The 19,894-nt window shown below is 56.5% G+C and carries 17 protein-coding genes; 13 read left to right on the forward strand and 4 right to left on the reverse strand.

Features of this window, described 5'->3' with window-relative positions; translation table 11 throughout:
- A partial coding sequence (locus tag PQR63_RS18670; protein ID WP_408169466.1) for a beta strand repeat-containing protein occupies nucleotides 1–3,496 on the forward strand: 3,496 nt, incomplete at its 5' end.
- A gap of 43 nt (nucleotides 3,497–3,539) precedes the next feature.
- Here the strand turns inward: PQR63_RS18670 and PQR63_RS18675 are convergent.
- Nucleotides 3,540–5,075, reverse strand: a complete 1,536-nt coding sequence (locus PQR63_RS18675) for an aminotransferase-like domain-containing protein (RefSeq protein WP_408169467.1) — start codon at nucleotides 5,073–5,075, stop codon at nucleotides 3,540–3,542.
- A gap of 206 nt (nucleotides 5,076–5,281) precedes the next feature.
- Here PQR63_RS18675 and PQR63_RS18680 point away from each other — a divergent pair, with 206 nt between their 5' ends.
- The 7 genes from PQR63_RS18680 to PQR63_RS18710 all read left to right on the forward strand — a co-directional run bounded on the left by PQR63_RS18680 (nucleotide 5,282) and on the right by PQR63_RS18710 (nucleotide 10,470).
- On the forward strand, nucleotides 5,282–6,307 hold the full coding sequence (locus tag PQR63_RS18680; RefSeq protein ID WP_408169468.1) for a threonine dehydratase: 1,026 nt from the start codon (nucleotides 5,282–5,284) through the stop codon (nucleotides 6,305–6,307).
- Nucleotides 6,304–6,657 (forward strand): DUF2917 domain-containing protein, encoded by a 354-nt coding sequence (locus PQR63_RS18685; RefSeq protein ID WP_408169469.1) that lies wholly within the window; start codon nucleotides 6,304–6,306, stop codon nucleotides 6,655–6,657. Before PQR63_RS18680 ends, PQR63_RS18685 begins: the two co-directional genes overlap by 4 nt.
- Nucleotide 6,658: 1 nt before the next feature.
- Nucleotides 6,659–7,249 (forward strand): LysE family translocator, encoded by a 591-nt coding sequence (locus PQR63_RS18690; RefSeq protein ID WP_408169470.1) that lies wholly within the window; start codon nucleotides 6,659–6,661, stop codon nucleotides 7,247–7,249.
- Nucleotides 7,250–7,291: 42 nt separating this feature from the next.
- Nucleotides 7,292–8,185, forward strand: coding sequence for a DMT family transporter (locus PQR63_RS18695; protein WP_408169471.1), 894 nt, complete (start codon nucleotides 7,292–7,294; stop codon nucleotides 8,183–8,185).
- Between the two features lie 192 nt (nucleotides 8,186–8,377).
- A complete protein-coding gene (locus tag PQR63_RS18700; RefSeq protein WP_094566196.1) occupies nucleotides 8,378–8,836 on the forward strand; it encodes a RidA family protein in 459 nt (152 codons plus the stop codon).
- Between the two features lie 111 nt (nucleotides 8,837–8,947).
- Nucleotides 8,948–10,141, forward strand: coding sequence for an aminotransferase-like domain-containing protein (locus PQR63_RS18705; protein WP_408169472.1), 1,194 nt, complete (start codon nucleotides 8,948–8,950; stop codon nucleotides 10,139–10,141).
- Nucleotides 10,141–10,470, forward strand: a complete 330-nt coding sequence (locus tag PQR63_RS18710) for a DHCW motif cupin fold protein (protein WP_408169473.1) — start codon at nucleotides 10,141–10,143, stop codon at nucleotides 10,468–10,470. The genes PQR63_RS18705 and PQR63_RS18710 overlap by 1 nt, the downstream gene beginning before the upstream one ends.
- A gap of 88 nt (nucleotides 10,471–10,558) precedes the next feature.
- On the opposite strand, the gene PQR63_RS18715 is transcribed toward PQR63_RS18710, so the two are convergent.
- Nucleotides 10,559–11,593, reverse strand: coding sequence for an MBL fold metallo-hydrolase (locus tag PQR63_RS18715; RefSeq protein ID WP_408169474.1), 1,035 nt, complete (start codon nucleotides 11,591–11,593; stop codon nucleotides 10,559–10,561).
- A gap of 168 nt (nucleotides 11,594–11,761) precedes the next feature.
- Complete coding sequence (locus PQR63_RS18720) at nucleotides 11,762–12,145, reverse strand: tautomerase family protein (protein WP_408169475.1); 384 nt, start codon at nucleotides 12,143–12,145, stop codon at nucleotides 11,762–11,764.
- 183 nt (nucleotides 12,146–12,328) lie between these two features.
- Between PQR63_RS18720 and PQR63_RS18725 the strand changes: the two genes are divergently transcribed.
- From PQR63_RS18725 to PQR63_RS18745, 5 genes are all read left to right on the forward strand, one after another.
- Nucleotides 12,329–13,189: a LysR family transcriptional regulator gene (locus tag PQR63_RS18725; protein ID WP_408169476.1), complete on the forward strand. Its 861-nt coding sequence runs from the start codon at nucleotides 12,329–12,331 to the stop codon at nucleotides 13,187–13,189.
- A 197-nt stretch (nucleotides 13,190–13,386) separates the two neighbouring features.
- Entirely contained in the window at nucleotides 13,387–13,839 is a 453-nt protein-coding gene (locus PQR63_RS18730) for an Hsp20 family protein (protein WP_094564678.1), read from the forward strand.
- Nucleotides 13,840–14,529: 690 nt separating this feature from the next.
- Nucleotides 14,530–15,738 (forward strand): MFS transporter, encoded by a 1,209-nt coding sequence (locus tag PQR63_RS18735; RefSeq protein ID WP_408169477.1) that lies wholly within the window; start codon nucleotides 14,530–14,532, stop codon nucleotides 15,736–15,738.
- Between the two features lie 195 nt (nucleotides 15,739–15,933).
- A complete protein-coding gene (locus PQR63_RS18740; protein ID WP_408169478.1) occupies nucleotides 15,934–16,149 on the forward strand; it encodes a YMGG-like glycine zipper-containing protein in 216 nt (71 codons plus the stop codon).
- Between the two features lie 136 nt (nucleotides 16,150–16,285).
- Nucleotides 16,286–17,488 (forward strand): sterol desaturase family protein, encoded by a 1,203-nt coding sequence (locus PQR63_RS18745; RefSeq protein ID WP_408169479.1) that lies wholly within the window; start codon nucleotides 16,286–16,288, stop codon nucleotides 17,486–17,488.
- A 70-nt stretch (nucleotides 17,489–17,558) separates the two neighbouring features.
- On the opposite strand, the gene parC is transcribed toward PQR63_RS18745, so the two are convergent.
- Nucleotides 17,559–19,880 (reverse strand): DNA topoisomerase IV subunit A, encoded by a 2,322-nt coding sequence (gene parC / locus PQR63_RS18750; protein ID WP_408169480.1) that lies wholly within the window; start codon nucleotides 19,878–19,880, stop codon nucleotides 17,559–17,561.
- Nucleotides 19,881–19,894: the final 14 nt, after the last annotated feature.

A 19,894-nucleotide genomic window follows, 5' to 3' on the forward strand; every position in this document is an offset into this window, starting at 1 on the left:
TGATCGTCTTAGCAATATTCAGGATCTGACCGGCAGTGCAAGTGACGACACATTTGTGGCCAGCACGGCCTCCAATAACTTTGATGGGGGTAGCAGTACGGCGACTTCGCATAACCGCGTAAGCTACGCATCGTCGAATGTGGGTGTGACGGTGGATTTGAACTACACGGATGGAACCGGAACCTCTGGCGGTTACGCAACGGGTGATACCTTCATTAATATTCAGGATCTTACTGGCAGTGCGAGCGACGACACCTTTGTTGCAAACAATGTTTCTAATTATTTTGACGGCGGCATCAGCACAGTAAGCTCGCATAACCGTGTGAGCTACGCGACATCGAATGTTGGCGTTATTGTTGATTTGAGCAATACCACCGGGGCTGGTACCAGTGGCGGTTATGCGGCAGGCGACCGCTTTGTGAACATTCAGGATTTGACCGGTAGCTCAAGCGACGACACGTTTGTCGCCAGTGCAGCGGCCAACTATCTTGACGGTGGCACTAGCACGGCGACGTCGCACAATCGTGTGAGCTATGCGTCGTCGACTGCCGGCGTTGCCGTTGATCTGAACTATACCGATGGTACCGGCACCAGTGGAGGGTACGCGACCGGCGACCATCTGAGCAATATTCAGGATCTGACCGGTAGTTCGTCGGATGATACATTCGTAGCGAGTGCGGCCAACAATAACTTCGATGGGGGTACCAGCACGGCGACGTCCCACAATCGCGTGAGCTACGCAGCATCGGATGCAGGCGTCACCGTTGACTTGAACTCTACAACCGGCGTCGGCACCAGTGGCGGTTATGCAGCCGGTGATACCTTCGTCAACATTCAGGATTTGACTGGTAGTGCGTCTGACGACATCTTTGTTGCCAGCTTGGCCAGTAATAATTTCGACGGTGGCGTTAGCACGGCGACGTCGCACAATCGTGTGAGCTACGCGGCATCGAATGCAGGCGTCACGGTCGACCTGAACTCTACGACCGGCCTCGGTACCAGCAGCGGTTATGCAGCCGGCGATACCTTCGTCAATATTCAGGATCTGACCGGCAGCAGCAGCGACGATACATTTGTTGCCAGTGCGGCTGCCAACTATCTTGATGGCGGCACGAGTACAGCGACTTCGCACAATCGCGTGAGCTATGCAGCGTCGAATGCGGGCGTCACGGTCGACCTGAACTTCACCGACGGTACCGGTACTTCCGGTGGCTATGCGGCTGGCGACCGCCTGAGCAATATTCAGGATATTACTGGTAGCGCTTCCGACGATACTTTTGTGGCAAGTCTGGCATCCAACTATTTTGACGGCGGCACCAGCGTAACCGGCTCACACAACCGTGTGAGCTATGCATCGTCGAATGCCGCTGTGACTGTCGATTTGAATTACACCGACGGCACCGGCACTTCTGGCGGCTATGCGGCAGGAGACCGTTTCGTCAACATCCAGGATATTACCGGCAGTGCAGGCAACGACACTTTCGTCGCCAATGGTGTGGCAAACAACTTCGACGGTGGTATCGGATCCGATACCGTCAGTTACTCAGCCTCCACTGTGTCAGTGACAGTTAATCTCAGTTCCGGTGCGGCAGGTGTCGGCGGGTTTGCTCAGGGCGATACCTACACCAGCATTGAAAATGTTATCGGGGGCAGCGCGGGCGACATACTGACCGGCGCGGCGACAGGCGTGACAGTACTGACCGGCGGCGGTGGCGGCGACACACTGACTGGTTTCACAGCCAATCGCGCTAATACTTATGCCAGCTATGCAACTTCTCCAGTTAGCAGTGGCACCTTGGGCGTGACCATCGATCTTAACTTCACCGATGGCACAGGCACCAGCGGTGCGGATGCAAATGGCGACAAGTTGAGCTTCATCGACAATCTGATCGGTAGCGCCTTCGACGATACTTTCGTTGCGAACAATCAAGCGAACAGCCTTGATGGAGGTGCAGGGTCCGACACAGTCAGTTATGCGCGTTCGACGTCGGGCGTCACCGTCAATCTGAGCAACGGATCTGCAGGCTCAGGAGGTTATGCGCAAGGCGATACCTACGCCAATATCGAAAATATCATCGGCAGTACCTCAGCCGACGTGCTGACAGGCGCTGGAGCAAACAAGACTGTACTGACCGGTTTGGGCGGCGGCGACACATTGGCCGGTACTGCCGCCAATCACGCCAATACCTATGCCAGCTATGCGGGCTCCGCCGTCGGCGTAACAGTGGATCTGAATTACGCCGATGGCACCGGCACCTCCGGCGGTGATGCCGCCGGTGACAAATTGAGTCTGATCGACAATCTGATCGGCAGCAGCTTCAACGATACCTTCGTCGCGAACAATATCGCCAACATTTTTGACGGTGGCGCAGGCGGCAGTGATACGGTCAGTTATCTGCCTTCGACTGCAGGGGTGACTGTAGATTTGTCCAATACGACTGGGGCAGGCACCAGCGGTGGCTATGCGACGGGCGACAAATTTATCGGCATCGCCAATATCATCGGCAGCAACTTAGACGATACCTTCTTCGCTAGTTCCGCTGCCAATGCCTTCAACGGCAGTGGTCACGGCGCTAATGGTGATACGGTCAGTTATGCGCGGTCAAACGTCGGCGTACTGGTTGACTTGTTCAATCACGTCGGCGGTGACGCTGTGAATGGAGTGACTTCATTTGCGAACGGCGATACCTACACCAATATCCAGAATGCGATTGGCGGTGGCGGCAACGACACCTTCGTGGCTGACGGCAGTCTCAACAGATTCGACGGCGGCGCCGGTATCGATACGGTCAGCTATCAGTACTCCACCACCACCGCGATCACTGCCAATCTGGCGACACACGTAGGTACTGGCGGCGATGCGGCGGGCGATACCTATGCCAACATCGAAAACCTGACCGGCAGCGCCAACGTCAACAGTACACTGATCGGTGACACCAACGCCAACACGCTGACGGCGCTGGGAACTACCAATACCAATTCCCTGTCGGGTGGCGGCGCCAGCAGCGGTACGGACATCTACAATGTCCAGATGGGCGGTACGAACAGTGTCACAACCGGTAGCGGCGCCAATACGATCAACGTCAGCGCCGGTTCTCATAGCGCGCTGGGCGCACAGAGCGATATGGTCAACCAGAGTACGGGGACGTCGAATATTTCCACCATCAGTGGTGGCGCCGGAACCACGACCTTGCACTTTGAAGACCTGGGCAGCTCGATCACGCTGGCCAATTTTTCCAACAAGGTCACCGGTATTACGACACTGGACATGACCAGCGGCTCCGGCACCAACATTGTGATCACCGCTACCGACGTCATCAACATGGGGATCGCCAGCGGCGCTACTTCGCATATTCTCACCGTCAAGATGAGCAACACCGAGAGTTTGCAGATCGCAGCCAATGGATCGGACCACTACGTCTACTTCCCGGGAACGACGGACTATGCGTTTTACAATGCGTCCAATCAGGAAATTGCGCGTATCCATCTGGCCTGACGACACGTTGTCCGCTACCTGATTCAAACAGGTAGCGGATTTTTCACCTGCCTAGCTCTTCATCCATAAAACGCCAGATGCCGGGGTCGCTCATGCTGGCGACATTGATGCGCATCCTGGTCGACGGAAGCTGATTCGGCGAGAACAGGCTGCCAGGCGCCAGCAAGAATCCCTGCGCCATCGCTTTCTCGGTCAGTACATTGGTGTCTCGTTTGGCATCGGTCCAGATGAACATGCCGCTACCTGTCGCCAGACCGGTGTCCAGCCCGATTTTCTCAAGTTGTCGCACCACCTTGTCGCGTACGCCGTTGAGGCGATTGCGCAAGCGCTCGGCATGTTTGCGGTAGTGACCTTCAGACAGAATCTTGTAGATCACGCGCTCGCCGATTTCGCTGGTGGTTAGCGTCGACAGCATCTTGCGGTCGGACAAGTGGCGCGCCAGTTCCGGTGATGTCGCGATGAAGCCGACGCGCAGGTTGGCTGACAACGTCTTGGAAAATCCACCGAGGTAAATCACCCGCTGCAACTGATCCAGCGCCGCGATGCGCGTGGCCGCCTGCACACCTGCGCCGGGATGCATGTCGCAGTAGATGTCATCTTCCACGATGGTGAAATCGTGTTCCTCCGCCAACCTCAGAATCTGGAATGCCTTGGCAGCCGACAAGGACGTGGAGGTCGGGTTATGCAGTACTGAATTGATCACATAGAGACGTGGCTTATGCAGCGCCGCCAGTTCGGCCAGCTTTGCGATATCGGGCCCATCGGTAAGGCGCGGGATGCCGACCACTTTCGCCCCCATCGCTGCGAACGAGCCGAACATCAAAAACCATGCCGGATCATCGACGAAGATCACATCGCCAGGGCGCAGAAAATGGCGCGCAACGATATCCAGACCTTGGGTCACACCGGATGTCATGACGATTTGCTCGGGCGCGGCGGTGATTTCCAGCTCCGCCAGTTTTAGTTGCAGTTGCTGGCGCAGCGGTAAAAAACCTTGCGGCGTGCCATAGGTCAGCAGCGACATGTTTTGCCGGCCCACCGAACGCAGACCGTTGCCGATCAGGTCGCCGTCGAGCCAGTCCGGAGGCAGCAATCCTCCACCAGGCATCTTTTGCGGCGGCATCTGGCGGAACATGTTGCGTACCAGCCATACCACATCGAGTTGCTGCGGCTGGGAAGAACCGTTGTCAGCCATGCCATGTTCATTGCCGAATTGGCCACTATTGCTGCGCAGCGGCAAAACTGTACCGGTCGGCGCAGTACCAGCGACAGGTGAACGCTCTCGCACATAAAACCCCGAACCGCGCCGCGATTCCAGAAAGCCTTGGGCCACCAGGCGGTCATAGGCTTCCACCACGGTAAATCGCGAAACGCTGTGCAAATCCGCAAACTGCCTTATGGAGGGCATGCGTGCACCGGTGCGCAGCAGCTTGTCATCAATGCGTGACTGTACGGTTCGTACGATTTGATCCACCAGCGAATCGCCGCTTTCGCGCGACAACAGAGGGAGCGTCGTAGGCGCATTGCCGGAAGGCGCGGATGAGGTGACAGGCTTGATTCGGGTAGCTGTATTGGTCATTTTGCCGTGACAATGTTTGAGATTATTTGTTTAAGTGTACTGGTACTGTACTGGTAATGTCGATTAGGATAGACCCATGTCATAACAGGAGTCAATCAGCGCATAGCACTTCGTGCGTAGTGAACAGACGACAGTTGATGAAGTGACTACAACGCTTGTTGCAAGCGCCGCAGACAGATACAGATACCAGAAGCAGGAGATGAATCATGAATGACTTGTTGCCAACCCACCTCGATATCGAACAAGCCGCCAAAGCCGTGTATGCCGCCATGCCGGCCACACCGCAATATTCCTGGCCGTTGCTCAACGTCGCGCTTGGCACCGAAGCCTGGGTCAAACATGAAAATCATACGCCGACCGGCGCCTTCAAGATTCGCGGCGGCCTGGTGTATCTGCAGACACTGGCGCAACTGCCGCAAGCGCGGCGCGTGCGTGGTGTGATTTCCGCCACACGCGGTAACCATGGCCAGTCGGTTGGCTTTGCTGCGCGCCGCTATGGCATCGCCGCGACGATCGTTGTCCCGGAAGGCAACAGCAAGGAAAAGAATGCCGCCATGCAGGCGCTGGGTGTTGAACTCATCGAGCACGGCAAGGAATTTCAAGAGAGCCGTGAGCACGCTGCCATGCTGGCCGAGCGCGATGCATTGCACATGATCCCGTCGTTTCACCGTGATCTCGTGGCCGGCGTGTCGACCTATTGGATGGAGCTGCTACGCGCGCAGCCGGACTTGGATGTGCTGTTCGTGCCGATCGGTCAGGGCTCGGGTATTTGCGCGGCTGCCGCTGCACGTCGCGCATTGAATGTGCGCACCCGCGTCATCGGCGTGGTGTCGGCGCATGCGCAAGCTTACAAATTATCGTTTGAAAGCCGCAGCAAGATTGAGTCGCCGGTGAGTACCTTGATCGCCGACGGCATGGCTTGCCGCGTGCCGGACGATGCTTCGCTGGCGGTGATCCTGGATCAGGTCGATGAAGTGATCGCGGTCAGCGACAACGAAGTGGCCGACGCCATGAAACTGTATTTCACCGCGACGCATAACGTTGCCGAAGGCGCGGGTGCTGCGGCATTGGCAGCAGCAATGCAGATCCGCCATCGCCTGCAGGGGCAACGCATCGGCCTGACGCTGTCGGGCGGTAACGTGGATCACGACATGTTTGCGCAGATCCTCTGCCGTCCGGACGCAGAAGAACAACAACAGCAAGCATTGGCAGACAACAGGAGGGTGGCATGACTAAGCTGACACAACAACACCATCATCTGCATCTCGGCAGCGGCACGCTGGCGACCGGCAAGTTCGAACGTAGCCGTCTGCTGCTGGTGCGTCGCGGTCATGTCTGGATTACGCAGGAAGGACGTACAGAAGATTTTTGGCTCAGCGCCGGAGATGCGCTCATTCTGCAGCCTGGCAAGATGGTGGTGATTGAAGCCGCCATCGCCAGCGAAATCTATCTGGAGCATCGTTCAGAGCTGACCTTGCAGTTGTGGCTGAAGACACGCTGCCTGGCGATGCGCGCTGCTCTTCGTAAGCGACTGGGGAGATTCGTACGCTTCGGTCAGACTGCGCGGCAGGGAGGATATTGAGATGGAAGCATTGTTGCCGCTGGCCTCGTTTGCCTTCGTCACGTCGATCACGCCGGGGCCGAACAACATCATGCTGACGTCGTCGGGCGTGTGGTTCGGTTTTGTGCGATCAATTCCGCACATGCTGGGCATCACTTTTGGTTTTGCGGTGCTGCTGGCAATTTGCGCCGCCGGCATCGGCAGCCTGGTCGTCGCCGTGCCTGCGGTCCACGTGCTGCTCAAGATCGCCGGCTCCGGCTATTTGCTGTATCTGGCGTGGAAACTGCGCAGCATGAGTTTCAATCAGGACGTGCGCGCTGACGTGCGACCGATGTCTTTCGTCGGTGCGGCCTTATTCCAGTTCGCCAATCCGAAAGCATGGGTGATGGCGATCACGGGCGCATCGGCCTTCTTGCCGCTGATCCAACCAGTATGGCTGGCGATCGCGATTTATTGTCTGGTGTTCAGCGTGGTGAATTTGCCATGCGTGAGTGTGTGGGCAGGCGCTGGTGCGGTACTGCGGCGCTACCTGACGCAGCCGTTGTGGCGAGCGATTTTCAGCGGTGTGATGGTGGCGCTGACGATTTATTCTGCAGTGGCGATCTGGCTTTAAGCTTTTAATAATCGTCATCAACGCAAAACAAAAAGGAAACCGATGACCGCAAAAACAATGGGCGCGACAAGTCTTGAATCGAAGGGCATGTGGCTGGGTTTTATTGGCGTTGCCATCTTCAGTCTGACACTGCCGTTTACCCGCATCGCCGTGGCGGAGCTGAATCCGGCTTTTGTCGCCTTCGGCCGTGCGGTGGTGGCGGCGATCTGCGCCATCGGCATGCTGTGGCATCTCAAGGCGCCACGGCCGACCATGTTGCAGGTGCGCGGCCTGCTGATCACGGCGCTGGGTGTGGTGGTTGGTTTTCCTTTGTTCTCGTCGATCGCCATGCACTATGTACCTGCTGCGCATGGCGCAGTGGTGGTCGGCTTGTTGCCCTTGGCGACGGCTTTGTTTGGTGCCTTGCGTTTTGGCGAGCGTCCTTCTCTCGGCTTCTGGATCGCTGCATTGATCGGCAGCATCATCGTGATTGCCTTTGCGTTACGTCAGGGGGGAGGCAGTTTTCATCTCGCCGACCTGGCCTTGTTCGCGGCAGTGTTCGCCGCCGCGATGGGCTATGCCGAAGGCGGCCGTCTGTCGCAGAGCATGGGTGGCCAGCAAGTGATTTGCTGGGCACTGGTGCTGTCGCTGCCGGTGCTGTTGCCGGTGACCGTCTGGCTCGGCTGGCACTACGGTGTGGACGCTTCGCCACGGGCATGGGGGTCGTTTGCCTATGTGTCGTTTTTCTCGATGTTCATCGGATTTTTCTTCTGGTACAAGGGGCTTGCGCTCGGCGGCATTGCGCGAGTTGGTCAAGTGCAGTTGCTGCAGCCTTTCATGACATTGGTAGGCGCAGCGGTAATCGTTGGCGAACCGTTGGATGCGAGTAACCTGATGTTTGCCACGGCGGTTATTGCCGTTGTGGCAATTGGCAAACGCATGGCGATCAAACGTTAATTCCGCGCTACTTCAGTCCTGACAACGGTTTTAGTGAGGATGTCCGTCACAAAGTCGCGATATTTGCGATAATGGCGGATTACAGTTGTTTTCTCAGTTTTTTACCTTAAACGTGCTGGCTTGCCGGGCATCAATACCGATAATACGGATATTGATGCCGGACATTTCAGCCACAGCAAACAGGAGCACCGCATGTCCGTCTACGAAAAACTCAAAGCCCTGAATATCGAATTGCCAGCTGTCGCAGCACCAGCTGCCGCCTACGTCATGTACGCGCAAGCAGGCAACACCGTATTCCTGTCCGGCCATCTGGCCAAGAAGGACGGCAAGGTCTGGGTTGGTCAGTTCGGCAAGAACATCACGACGGAAGAGGGCAAGCTGGCAGCCCGTGCGGTAGCGATTGATTTGCTGGCGACATTGCAAGCAGCTTGTGGCGGCGACCTGACTCGGGTCAAGCGTATCGTCAAGCTGATGAGCCTGGTCAACTCGACCGGCGATTTTACGGAACAACATCTGGTGACCAACGGCGCATCCGAGCTGATCGGCGAATTATTCGGCGAGCAAGGCAAGCATGCGCGTTCGGCGTTCGGTGTCGCACAGATCCCGATGGGTGCGTGCGTCGAGATCGAAATGATTGCCGAACTCTCCTGAGCAACTGAATTTACTTTGGGATTTGCCGGACCGGTCGATGACCGGTTCAGGCTTTCTCATTTACGTTCCTAATACGTTACCCAATACGTTACCCAATTTTTGGCAGGCAATATGAAAATCGAAAACCCCAATCCACTTCAGTGGAATTTTTCCAAACGTTCGCAGCAGTTGCAAAGCTCCGCCATCCGCGAAATCCTGAAGATCACCATGCGTCCGGAAATCACTTCGTTCGCAGGCGGTCTGCCGTCGCCGGCGACCTTCCCGGTCGAGCGCATGAAAGCGGCTTTCGATACCGTATTGACGAATCAAGGCAAGATCGCGCTGCAATACGGCCCGACCGACGGTTACGGCCCGCTGCGTGAATGGGTTGCCGATTCGCTGTCGACAGACGGCGCCAAGATCCTGCCGGAACAAGTGCTGATGGTGTCCGGTTCGCAACAAGGTCTGGATCTGCTGGGCAAAGTGCTGATCGACGAAGGCAGCAAAGTGCTGGTCGAAACGCCGAGCTATCTGGGCGCATTGCAGGCATTTTCGATCTACGGTCCGGATTTCATCTCGGTGCCGAGCGACGAGCAAGGCCTGATTCCTTCGGCTGTCGAAGAAATGGGCAAGGGCGCGCGTCTGCTGTACTCGCTGCCGAACTTCCAGAATCCAACCGGCCGTACGCTGCCATTGGATCGCCGTCTGGCGCTGGTGGAAGCCTGTGCCCGCATCGGCCTGCCGCTGATCGAAGATGATCCGTACGGCGCGCTGAGCTATCGCAACGATCCGCTGCCGAAGATGCTGAACATGAATCCGTCCGGCGTGATCTACATGGGTTCGTTCTCCAAGGTGCTGACGCCAGGTATCCGCCTGGGTTACGTCGTGGCACCGGTGCCGCTGATCCGCAAGATGGAACAAGCCAAGCAAGCCGCCGACCTGCATACTGCACAGCTGACACAAATGGTGGTGTACGAAGCAGTCAAGGACGGCTTCCTGCAAACGCATATCCCGACCATCCGCAAGCTGTACGCTGACCAATGTCAGGCCATGCTGGACGCGCTGCAAACTTACTTCCCGGCCGGCACCAGCTGGACCAAACCGGAAGGCGGCATGTTCATCTGGGTCACGCTGCCTGCGCATATCGACAGTGGCGCACTGCTGAAAGAAGCAGTCGAACAGCACGTGGCTTTCGTGCCAGGCGCGCCGTTCTACGCCAACGAGCCACAACACAACACGCTGCGTCTGAGCTTCGTCACTGTGCCTCCGGAAAAAATCCGTGCCGGTATCGAACGTCTGGGCAAGCTCATCGCCGCCAAGCTGTAATGGAAATCGGCAACCTGCCGTTCGGTACCACCGACTGGAACACGGTCGAGCGTACTGAACACAAGGGCGACAGCGGCATGGCTACCTGGCGTACGCGCCAGTTCGGCCCTATCCGCGTGCGCATGGTGGAATACACGCCTGGGTACCTGGCGGATCACTGGTGCAAAAAGGGCCACGTCTTGTTGTGCATGGAAGGTGAACTGCACACAGAGCTGGAAGACGGCCGCACCTTTTTGCTCACGGCGGGCATGAGTTATCAGGTGGCCGACAATGCGGAGGCGCATCGTTCCTCGACGGCAACGGGCGCCAAACTCTTCATCGTTGACTGATCTGTCTGCAGGTGAAAAATGCAGATATAAAAAATCGCAGAGAAAGAAATTTCTCTGCGATTTTTTTTGCCCATTTTTCCGTTGGGATTTAATTCAGCCTGAGTGTTTCACCGTGCTTCAGTACGGTAAATTCATCTTCGGGTAATCCCGCTTTTTTCGCCGCTTCTGTGAGCAATTTTGGTGGCTCGTCAATCGGCTCATCAGCCAGTTCAAACGTGCCCCAATGGATGCCGATGGAACGTTTCGCATGCACGTCCTTGTGAATCAACACGGCTTCTTCAGGATCGACGTGTTGGCCCTTCATGAACCAGCGCGGCGCATAAGCGCCAATAGGAATCAGCGCCAGGTCGAAGCTACCAAACCGGCGGCCGATGTCTTGAAAGTCCTTTGAATAACCGGTGTCGCCGGCAAAGAAAACCGAGAACGGACGCGGCGCACCTTCACCAGTCTTGATCACCCAGCCGCCCCACAAGGTCTCTGACCGATCCATCAACCCGCGTGCTGACCAATGTTGCGCCGGGACGAAATGGACATCAAGTTTGCCCACGACCGTCTTGTCCCACCAATCCATCTCGCGCACGTTGGTGATGCCGATACCCGCCATCCAATCCTTCACACCCAGCGGCACCAGAAACAAGGGCGGTCCGCCGGCCTGTTGATTCAATTGTTCAACACTGGCCTGATCCAGATGGTCGTAGTGGTTATGCGAAATCACCACCACGTCGATGTGCGGCAACTGCGCCAGCGTGATGTTGAGCGGCACTTTTCGTTTGGGGCCGATAAAGCTGAAGGGCGAGGCACGATCGGAAAACATCGGATCGGTGATGACGTTCATGCCGTCGATTTGCAGCAATGCTGTTGCATGACTGATCCAGGTCACGCTTGACGCCGTCTTGTTGGATTGCAGCCAGGCGATCTCGGGCGTGGCCATCGGGAACTGATAGTGATTGGCCGGTGCTTTCGGTACGCCTTGCGTGATGCGTTCCCACTGCCATTTCAGCAACGAGGCGCGCGGCTCTTGCGGATAGTTATTGCGGAAGCCTGATGGCGTGCGATTGGGCTTGTCGGGATCGTAGTACTTGCTTGCCGCCGCACAGCCTGCGCTGATAAGCGCGAGGACCAAAGCAATATTGCGAAGATACGGCCGCAGGTGCTTGCGCCCGGAGGACGATCTGTTCGAGTTATTCGACGAGGAAGAGGGCATGAAGGAGTCGGATGCACATGGCAGGTTATTAGACCTGCCATGCTATCAGGCTACGGCGCTTCAGGTGCTTTTTGCTGTTGGCTCTGCTTACAGCGCGTACTGCGCAAGACCATTGCCGAAGGACCAGTTTTCCTTCAGCACTTCCACCAGGCTGATGAAGACATCTTCAGAGCGTATTCCCGGGTCTTCGCCCAGGCGCTCGACGATGCGCGCGTAGAGCGCCTTCTTTTGTTCGATCGTGCGCGTGTTGTTGGCCGTGATCTGGATCAGCACGAATTTGTCGCTGCGCGCGATGTTCAGATAGGTTTTGTCGAACACGAAATTGTCCGGATCGTATTCGTCCACTACCATGAACTTGTCATCCTTGGGGACATTGAAGGTTTCCAGCATCGCTTCGTAGATATTATCGAGAATGGCTTTGCGGTATTCGCGGGTTTCGCCGCGGCGGATATGGACTCGGACAAAAGGCATGATGTGCTCCTTCAAAGAGTATGAATCAACGGAATTTCAACGGTAAGCCACGGGTGGATTGCAGTGGATATGCAGGCATCTTAGAACAAGCGTATCATTTTAAAAATACATCAATGGGTATTTCAATGATATTAAATTGAAATGATTGGCCGTGAATCATGAGTAACTAAAATAGGCCCGAAAATGGAACCGACCCAACGCCCGCTTGATCTTGATGCCGTCCAGGCCTTCGTCCTTGTTGCTGATTTGCAAAGTTTTACGCGCGCAGCGGAGGCCTTATACACGACGCAATCTGCCATCAGCCTCAAGCTGAAGAGGCTGGAGGACAGGCTCGGCCGCCGCCTGCTTGAGCGCACGCCGCGCCAGGTTCGCTTGTCGTCGGACGGTATCGGCTTCCTTGATGCCGCACGCGGCTTGCTGGCAGCCCACGAGAGGGCGCTGGGGCGCATGGAGAACGCGACTGCGCGCCTCAGTCTTGGCGTCAGCGATCACGTCGCGGGTGATGGTTTCCCGGCCGTTCTGGCCCAAGTCAATGCCTTTGATCCGGGCGTGATCGTCGAGGTGCGCATCGGCGCCTCGCGCGATTTGCTCGCCATGTACGACCGTGGCGAACTGGATGCCGTCATCGTGCGCCGTGATGGCGAGCGCAGCGATGGCGAACTGATCCAGGAAGAACGCATGGGCTGGTTCGCGGCGCCGCAATGGCAGCCTCGCGCGGACGAGCCGCTTCGGCTGGCAACGTTCTCGCATACCTGTGGCGTGCGTGAGTTGGCGGTGAGGCGGCTGGAAGACGCCGGCATTCCCTGGCAGGAAGTATTTATCGGCGGTGGCGTGCATGCCGTCGCGGCTGCCGTGACGGCGGGGCTGGCGGTGACGGCGTTGCTCTATCGCGTCAAACCGGCCGGCGCCATCGATGTCGGCAAGAGCATGAAGCTGCCGTCTTTGCCTCTTGCGCAAGTGATGTTGCATACCAATGTTCGGGACAGTCGGGCGCAGGCAGTTTTGCGCACGGTGGTTGCGGCAATGAAAAACGACGGTCGATAAAACAAGGGGCATTGTTAAAAAAAATACAAAAAACATCGCCGAAAAAAGCTTGATAAAAAACCTCTTGAAAAGAAAAAGTCTGGTCGTATATCGGTAACAAGGCAGCAGGAAATGTCCTGCCGGCTCCAGCGAATGCTCAATGGAGGTTCGCGTTTGTTTCTTGTTTATCTATCGCTTCTTTTCAAAAGGATACTGTTATGCGTACTTACGATTTCTCCCCACTCTATCGCTCCGCAATTGGTTTCGATCGCCTGGCTCAACTGTTTGACAACGCGCAGCGCGCGGATTCGCAACCGAGCTATCCACCGTACAACATCGAACTGGTCGCCGACGACAAATACCGGATTACCATGGCCGTGGCCGGTTTCAGCAATGCTGAAATCGACATCGAGGCCGAAAACGACACACTGAAAATCGTCGGTCGCAAACAGAAGGAAGAAGGCTCGCCGACCTTCCTGCATCGCGGTATCGCAGCACGTGATTTTGAACAACGCTTCCAGCTCGCGAACCATATCAAGGTCGTCGGCGCACAGATGGAAAACGGTCTGCTGAGCATCGAACTGGTGCGCGAAGTGCCTGAAGCACTGAAGCCACGCAAGATCGAAATCAACGCCGACAACGTGCATCGCCTGGAACGCACCGCGGCCTGATTGCCGCGCGTAGTTAAAGTCTCTGAGTAGTTGATGTTGCTGTAGAAGTACCCGTTGTATCTGTATCTGTTGTATCTGTAGCTGTAGAAGTAGTTGTGTAATTGCAGCAGAAGTGGTTGTACCGTTGTAGAAGTAGCTGTTCCAGCTGTAGAAGCAACGTCGGTGATTGTCCATGCCGACGTCTGACAAAGCCCGCCTCGCGCGGGCTTTGTCGTTTACGCGTGTTTTGTCGCATGTCTTGTCGCATATCTTGTGAAGCAGGCAACAAGGTTCCCGCGGATTAGACAAGAATAAAAACTATTCTGTATAATCGGCCGCAAATAACGAATCAGAACTTCGTGAGGTAAGCTAAATCGGCCTTGAATTAGCTTTCTCTGACAAGCCTCCTGCCTCGTTACGTAAGCGTTAACGTCAACCAACGCGTCATTCACGTGCCGTGCCTGAAGGTTTCAGGCAGCGATTCATGTCGCCGTGCACGTGTATAACGCTATGGTGAAAAATTGACGACACACTTACTTCCCTCGGGCGGGCTTGCCTTGCCCACATCAGTACCTTCTGCAGCAGTTTCTACTACCGCTGCAGTGACGGTAATCGCTGCATTATTTTCCCTCGACGACAAGCCAGCCGCCATGTTGCGTGGCACGCGTTCGTTCGCTTGTTCGTTTACCTCTACATGGGATCAATAACATCATGACCACAACAACCAACAAATCCACGGATGCGTCCACCGAGACCACCAGCGAGGGCTTGCTGCCTTTGGTGGCGATCGTCTTTACCAGTTTTCTTTGCATCGGCATTCCGCTGCCGGCCTTGCCCCTGCACGTCAACGGCGTGCTTGGCTTCAGCGCGTTGACAGTCGGCTGGGTGGTGGGGATTCAATCCTTCTCGACCATCTTTTCACGCAAATTTTCAGGTTCATATTGTGATCGCCACGGTCCCAAGCGCGCGGTGTCGATCGGCTTGCCGATGGCCTCTGTTGCCGGCTTGCTGTATCTGGCCTCGACCATGATTGCCGATGCGGGCACCAGCCTTGTCGTGCTCTTTATCGGTCGCTTGCTGATGGGGCCGGCGGAAAGCCTGTTTCTGACCGGCACCATGACCTGGGGCATCGGCCGCGTCGGCATGCAACGCACCGGCAAGGTGATGGCGTGGCAGGGCATTGCCATGTTCGCCGCTCTGGGGCTGGGCGCACCGGTCGGCATCGCCATCCAGCAGCGCTTCGGTTTCACCGGCGTGGCGCTGACCACGATGTTGTTGCCGATGGTCGGCCTGGCCATTGCGGCGATGTTGCGCGGTTTGCCTGCGCTCGGCAGCAAGGGCGGTGGTGTGGCGATGTCGGAAGTGTTGCGCCTGATCTGGCGCTTCGGTCTGGCATTGGCCTTGAGTGCGATGCCCTTTGCGATCATCACCAGCTTCCTGGTGCTGCTCTATGCCACCAACAACTGGTCGGGTGCAGGTATCGCGATCCTTGGCTTCTCGGCGGGTTATGTGGGCGTACGCCTGTTCTTTGCACATCTGCCGGATCGCATCGGCGGCGCCAAGGTCGGCGCGGTCTCGGTGGCGATTGAACTGGTAGGCCAATTACTGTTGTGGCAATCGCATGATCCGATCATGGCGGGGCTTGGCACGCTGCTGACCGGCATCGGTTTCTCGCTGGTGTTTCCATCGATGGGCGTGCAAGCCATGGCGCGCGTACCGGCGCATTCACGGGGTCTGGCCGTCGCGACCTTCATGGCCTTCATTGATCTGGCAGCAGGATTGACCGGCCCGGTGGTGGGTGTACTGATCGGCTTCTTCGGCTATGGATCGGCGTTCCTGGCGGGTGCTGTCGCTTGCGTGCTGGCTTTGTTGCTGATGGTGTCGGGCATGTCGCGGGCACCGGCACGCCAGCAGGCGTAATGTATTTAGCCAGGAAATTTTGCAGGCATCGCTCGCGCTTGTAACAACTGTAAGAGATTGTTTACAACTAGCTGACACTCGAAACTATTCGGGAATAATGCATCTAAAAAAATGTCCTGTTCACGACAGGACATCAAGGCACATTAAGCAACCGGCTTTCGTTGCAGCATCCCTATTTTTTACAGAGGCGTCATCATGAGAACAATTCATAAAATTACAGTCATCTCCATCACGGTATGTGCTCTGACAGTGCTGGGCGGCTGCAGCAATATGTCGCGTCGCGACAAGAACACGGCAGTAGGTGCGGGTATTGGCGCAGTAGCGGGTGCAGTGCTGACAGATGGTAGTGGTATTGGCACGGCGGGTGGTGCGGCAGTGGGCGGCGTGATCGGGCACCAGATCGGCAGGTAATGGCGGCTGATTGATAAAAAAGGGATGTCGTATTAAATGACATCCCTTTTTTCATTTGCGAATTGGAAATGCAGCGAGATACGCATGTCGCCGGTTTAGCTATAATCGCAGCATTTTCACAGCCATCGCCATTCAAATGAATAATAATCAGCTTGATGCAAATAAGAAAATACTTCGGAATGTAGTGGAAAAACCAGCGGGATTCGCAAAGACGGTCGTCAGTGATACCGGGAAGTTGCTGCTGACAGATGGGGAGTTGAGTCCAAGAAGAGGAATGGTTAGTTCCGTCATTGCCATTACTCTCGGTTTGTTGAGTTTGCTGGGGGTGCTGGCGTTTCACTTTCCTCAGTACCTGACAACGCCTGAGTTAAGGCAAGTCTATTCTGTTGATGTGATGCGCAGAGTTCTGTTTTTCTCCTTGTTGATCGCTGGTGCGCTCTCAGTGGGCAATCTGGTGCTCGGTCGCCAGCGCACATTCAATGCTGCGGCAATGGTGCTGGTGGTGGCGGCAGTTGCGTTGGGTGGCTCGCGTGTACCCGTCGGGGATTTCCCGTCGCATACACCTTATATCGGGATGGACTGGTTCATTCTCGATTTGTTGGGATCGACCATTGTTTTCGTCTTGATTGAGAAGTTGTTCCCGCTCTATAAAAATCAAGTCGTGTTTCGCAAAGAATGGCAGACCGACATGGTCCACTTTGCGGTCAACCATTTCATTGTTGGCTTAGTGCTGCTGGTCGTCAATTTTTTGATCCACCGGGTATTCGGCTGGCTGGTGCATGCCGACTTTCAGCAGGCGGTTGCCAGCATCAACTTCTGGCTGCAACTGTTCTTATGCGTTCTGGTCGCAGATTTGATGGAGTACGGCGTACATCGTGCTTACCATGAGGTGCCTTTCTTGTGGCGCTTCCACGCTGTGCACCACAGCGTCAAGATGATGGACTGGCTGGCAGGGTCGCGTCAGCACATGCTGGAATTGATTCTGACCCGCGTGGTCGTGCTGGGGCCATTGTTCGTTCTGGGATTCAATCAATCCGTCGTGAGCACGTACATCATCATTGTCGGTTTCCAGGCAGTCTTCAATCACTCGAATGTGCATTTGCCGTGGGGCCCGTTGAAGTATATTTTCGTAACGCCGGATTTCCATCATTGGCACCATGCATCGGATGATGAGGCGATCGACAGGAACTATGCGGCGCATTTTTCATTCATTGACTATTTTCTTGGTACGGCTGTGAAATCGATCAAGAAATTTCCTGAAAAATATGGCGTTGTCGGTGATTACATGCCGGATGGTTTTTTGAAACAGCAGTCTTTCCCATTCAAAAAAAACCAATGATGAAAGTACGCTAAAGAAAATAAAAGGGGCAGCCCCTGAGCTGCCCCTTTTATTTTGGAAGACGAGCTTGTTAAATCGCCGCCAGCGTCGTCGCTTTCAACTTCGACTCCAGCGCCTTGCCCTTGCGTGCGCGCTTGCCGATGTGCAGACCCAGCGCCACGGCTGACAGCGATACACTCTGGTCCTTGCCGCCACGGCCGGTGCCGGAGACCAGTACACCCTTTTGGGTGATGGCTTGTGCGGCGAGCAGCTTTTCGTTCTTTTCCAGTTCCATCAGGATCACGCCGCGGCCACCGCTCGACAGGGTCTTGATTTCATCCAGACCAAACACCAGCAGACGTCCTTGTCCCGACAGGCAGGCAATCGCGCTGGCGCCGACTGGCATCGGACGTGGCGCCAGTGGCAGGTCGCCTTCGTCCAGCGTGATGAAGGCTTTGCCGCCCTTGACGCGGCTGAGCATGTCGCCAAGCTTGGCGGTGAAGCCGTACCCGGCATCGGATGCCAGCAGCATTTGCGTATCGAGGGGGCCTGCGAAGTAGTGCAGCAGGTTGCTTCCTTGGCCACTACTGCTGCCGAGGTCGACCAGCGTCGTAATCGGTACGCCGTCGCCGCGTGCGTTCGGCAGTGAGTTGACGCCAACCGTGTAGACGCGGCCGTTGGAGCCGAAGCCCAGCAGGTTGTCGACCGTGCGGCACTCGAAAGCACCATACAGGCCGTCACCGGCCTTGAAGGTGAATTGCGTTGCGTCGTGGCCGTGGCCGCTGCGTGCGCGCACCCAGCCTTTTTGCGAAATGATGACGGTGACGGGTTCGTCGATGATCTTTTGTTCGACCACGGCTTTTTCCGCCACTTCGATCACGGTGCGGCGATCGTCGCCGAATTGCTTTTCGTCAGCTTCGATTTCCTTGATGACCAGGCGCTTCATCGATGAAGGATTTTCCAGCAGGTCTTGCAGCGTCGATTTCTCGTTACGCAGCTCGGCCAGTTCTTGCTGAATCTTGATGGTCTCCAGACGCGCCAGTTGGCGCAGGCGGATTTCCAGGATGTCTTCAGCCTGGCGGTCTGAGAGCTTGAAAGCTTCAATCAACGCCGGCTTCGGCTCATCCGATTCGCGGATAATCTTGATGACTTTATCGATATTCAGCAGGATCGCTTCGCGGCCTTCGAGGATGTGGATGCGATCCTCGACTTTTTGCAATTTGAACTGCGTGCGGCGGGTGATGGTTTCAAAGCGGAAGCTGATCCATTCGCTGAGGATGTCGCCCAGACCTTTCTGGCGTGGGCGTCCGTCGCCGCCGATCATCACGAGGTTGATCGACGAGCTGGTTTCCAGAGACGTCTGAGCCAGCAGCGTGTTCATGAACTCGGTCTGATCCTGATTCTTGGACTTCGGCTCGAACACCAGGCGCACTGCCGCTTCACGGCCCGATTCGTCGCGCACCGCATCCAGCATCGCCAGGATGCTTTGCTTCTGTGCCTGCTGTTCCGGCGTGAGGGTTTTCTTGCCGAGCTTGATCTTGGGATTGGTCAGTTCTTCGACTTCTTCCAGCACCTTCTGCGACGACACGCCCGGCGGCAATTCTGTGATGACCGCTTGCCACTGTCCGCGCGCCATGTCTTCGATCTTCCAGCGTGCACGCACCTTGAGGCTGCCACGGCCGCTTTGGTAGATCTCGGCAATCGTCGACGGCGGTGTGATGATCTGGCCGCCGCCCGGGAAGTCTGGCCCGGTGACATGGGTCATCAGTTCTTCGTGTGTGATCTTGGGATTGCGGATCATCGCGACCGCGGCCCGCGCGACTTCACGCAGGTTATGCGACGGGATTTCAGTCGCCATGCCGACCGCGATGCCTGATGCGCCGTTCAGCAGCAGGAAGGGCAGGCGTGCCGGGAGCAGTTTCGGTTCTTCGGTCGATCCGTCATAGTTCGGCTGGAAGTCGACCGTGCCCATGCCGATTTCATCGAGCAGCAGCTTGCTGATTGGCGTCAGACGGGCTTCCGTGTAGCGCATCGCCGCAGCGCCGTCGCCATCGCGCGAGCCGAAGTTGCCCTGACCGTCGATCAGCGGATAGCGCAGCGAGAAGTCTTGTGCCATACGCACCAGCGCGTCATACACCGACTGGTCGCCGTGCGGGTGCAGCTTACCGAGCACGTCACCGACCACGGCGGCCGATTTGCGCGGCTTGGCGGTGGCGTTCAGGCCGAGTTCGTTCATCGCGTACAGGATGCGGCGCTGCACCGGCTTCTGGCCATCAGCGACGTCGGGCAGGGCGCGTCCCTTGACCACCGAAATGGCGTAGTCGAGATAGGCGCGCTCGGCGAAGGTCGACAGCGTCAGCGATTCGCCGTCGGATGGTGCGGCTTGTTCAAACAGATTGGCTTGTTCAGTCATGTGGCTGGGTTGCG

Source organism: Herbaspirillum rhizosphaerae, from assembly GCF_046025915.1.
Classification (GTDB): domain Bacteria; phylum Pseudomonadota; class Gammaproteobacteria; order Burkholderiales; family Burkholderiaceae_D; genus Herbaspirillum; species Herbaspirillum rhizosphaerae_A.

What these genes read in the sequence shown, in the direction of transcription:
- PQR63_RS18720 (WP_408169475.1), bottom strand. Translation starts at nt 12,145, where the DNA reads ATGCCTTTTGTCCGAGTCCATATCCGCCGCGGCGAAACCCGCGAATAC.
- PQR63_RS18705 (WP_408169472.1), top strand. Translation starts at nt 8,948, where the DNA reads ATGAAAATCGAAAACCCCAATCCACTTCAGTGGAATTTTTCCAAACGT.
- PQR63_RS18680 (WP_408169468.1), top strand. Translation starts at nt 5,282, where the DNA reads ATGAATGACTTGTTGCCAACCCACCTCGATATCGAACAAGCCGCCAAA.
- PQR63_RS18740 (WP_408169478.1), top strand. Translation starts at nt 15,934, where the DNA reads ATGAGAACAATTCATAAAATTACAGTCATCTCCATCACGGTATGTGCT.
- PQR63_RS18675 (WP_408169467.1), bottom strand. Translation starts at nt 5,075, where the DNA reads ATGACCAATACAGCTACCCGAATCAAGCCTGTCACCTCATCCGCGCCT.
- PQR63_RS18725 (WP_408169476.1), top strand. Translation starts at nt 12,329, where the DNA reads ATGGAACCGACCCAACGCCCGCTTGATCTTGATGCCGTCCAGGCCTTC.
- PQR63_RS18700 (WP_094566196.1), top strand. Translation starts at nt 8,378, where the DNA reads ATGTCCGTCTACGAAAAACTCAAAGCCCTGAATATCGAATTGCCAGCT.
- PQR63_RS18685 (WP_408169469.1), top strand. Translation starts at nt 6,304, where the DNA reads ATGACTAAGCTGACACAACAACACCATCATCTGCATCTCGGCAGCGGC.
- PQR63_RS18730 (WP_094564678.1), top strand. Translation starts at nt 13,387, where the DNA reads ATGCGTACTTACGATTTCTCCCCACTCTATCGCTCCGCAATTGGTTTC.
- PQR63_RS18735 (WP_408169477.1), top strand. Translation starts at nt 14,530, where the DNA reads ATGACCACAACAACCAACAAATCCACGGATGCGTCCACCGAGACCACC.
- parC (WP_408169480.1), bottom strand. Translation starts at nt 19,880, where the DNA reads ATGACTGAACAAGCCAATCTGTTTGAACAAGCCGCACCATCCGACGGC.
- PQR63_RS18710 (WP_408169473.1), top strand. Translation starts at nt 10,141, where the DNA reads ATGGAAATCGGCAACCTGCCGTTCGGTACCACCGACTGGAACACGGTC.
- PQR63_RS18690 (WP_408169470.1), top strand. Translation starts at nt 6,659, where the DNA reads ATGGAAGCATTGTTGCCGCTGGCCTCGTTTGCCTTCGTCACGTCGATC.
- PQR63_RS18745 (WP_408169479.1), top strand. Translation starts at nt 16,286, where the DNA reads ATGAATAATAATCAGCTTGATGCAAATAAGAAAATACTTCGGAATGTA.
- PQR63_RS18695 (WP_408169471.1), top strand. Translation starts at nt 7,292, where the DNA reads ATGACCGCAAAAACAATGGGCGCGACAAGTCTTGAATCGAAGGGCATG.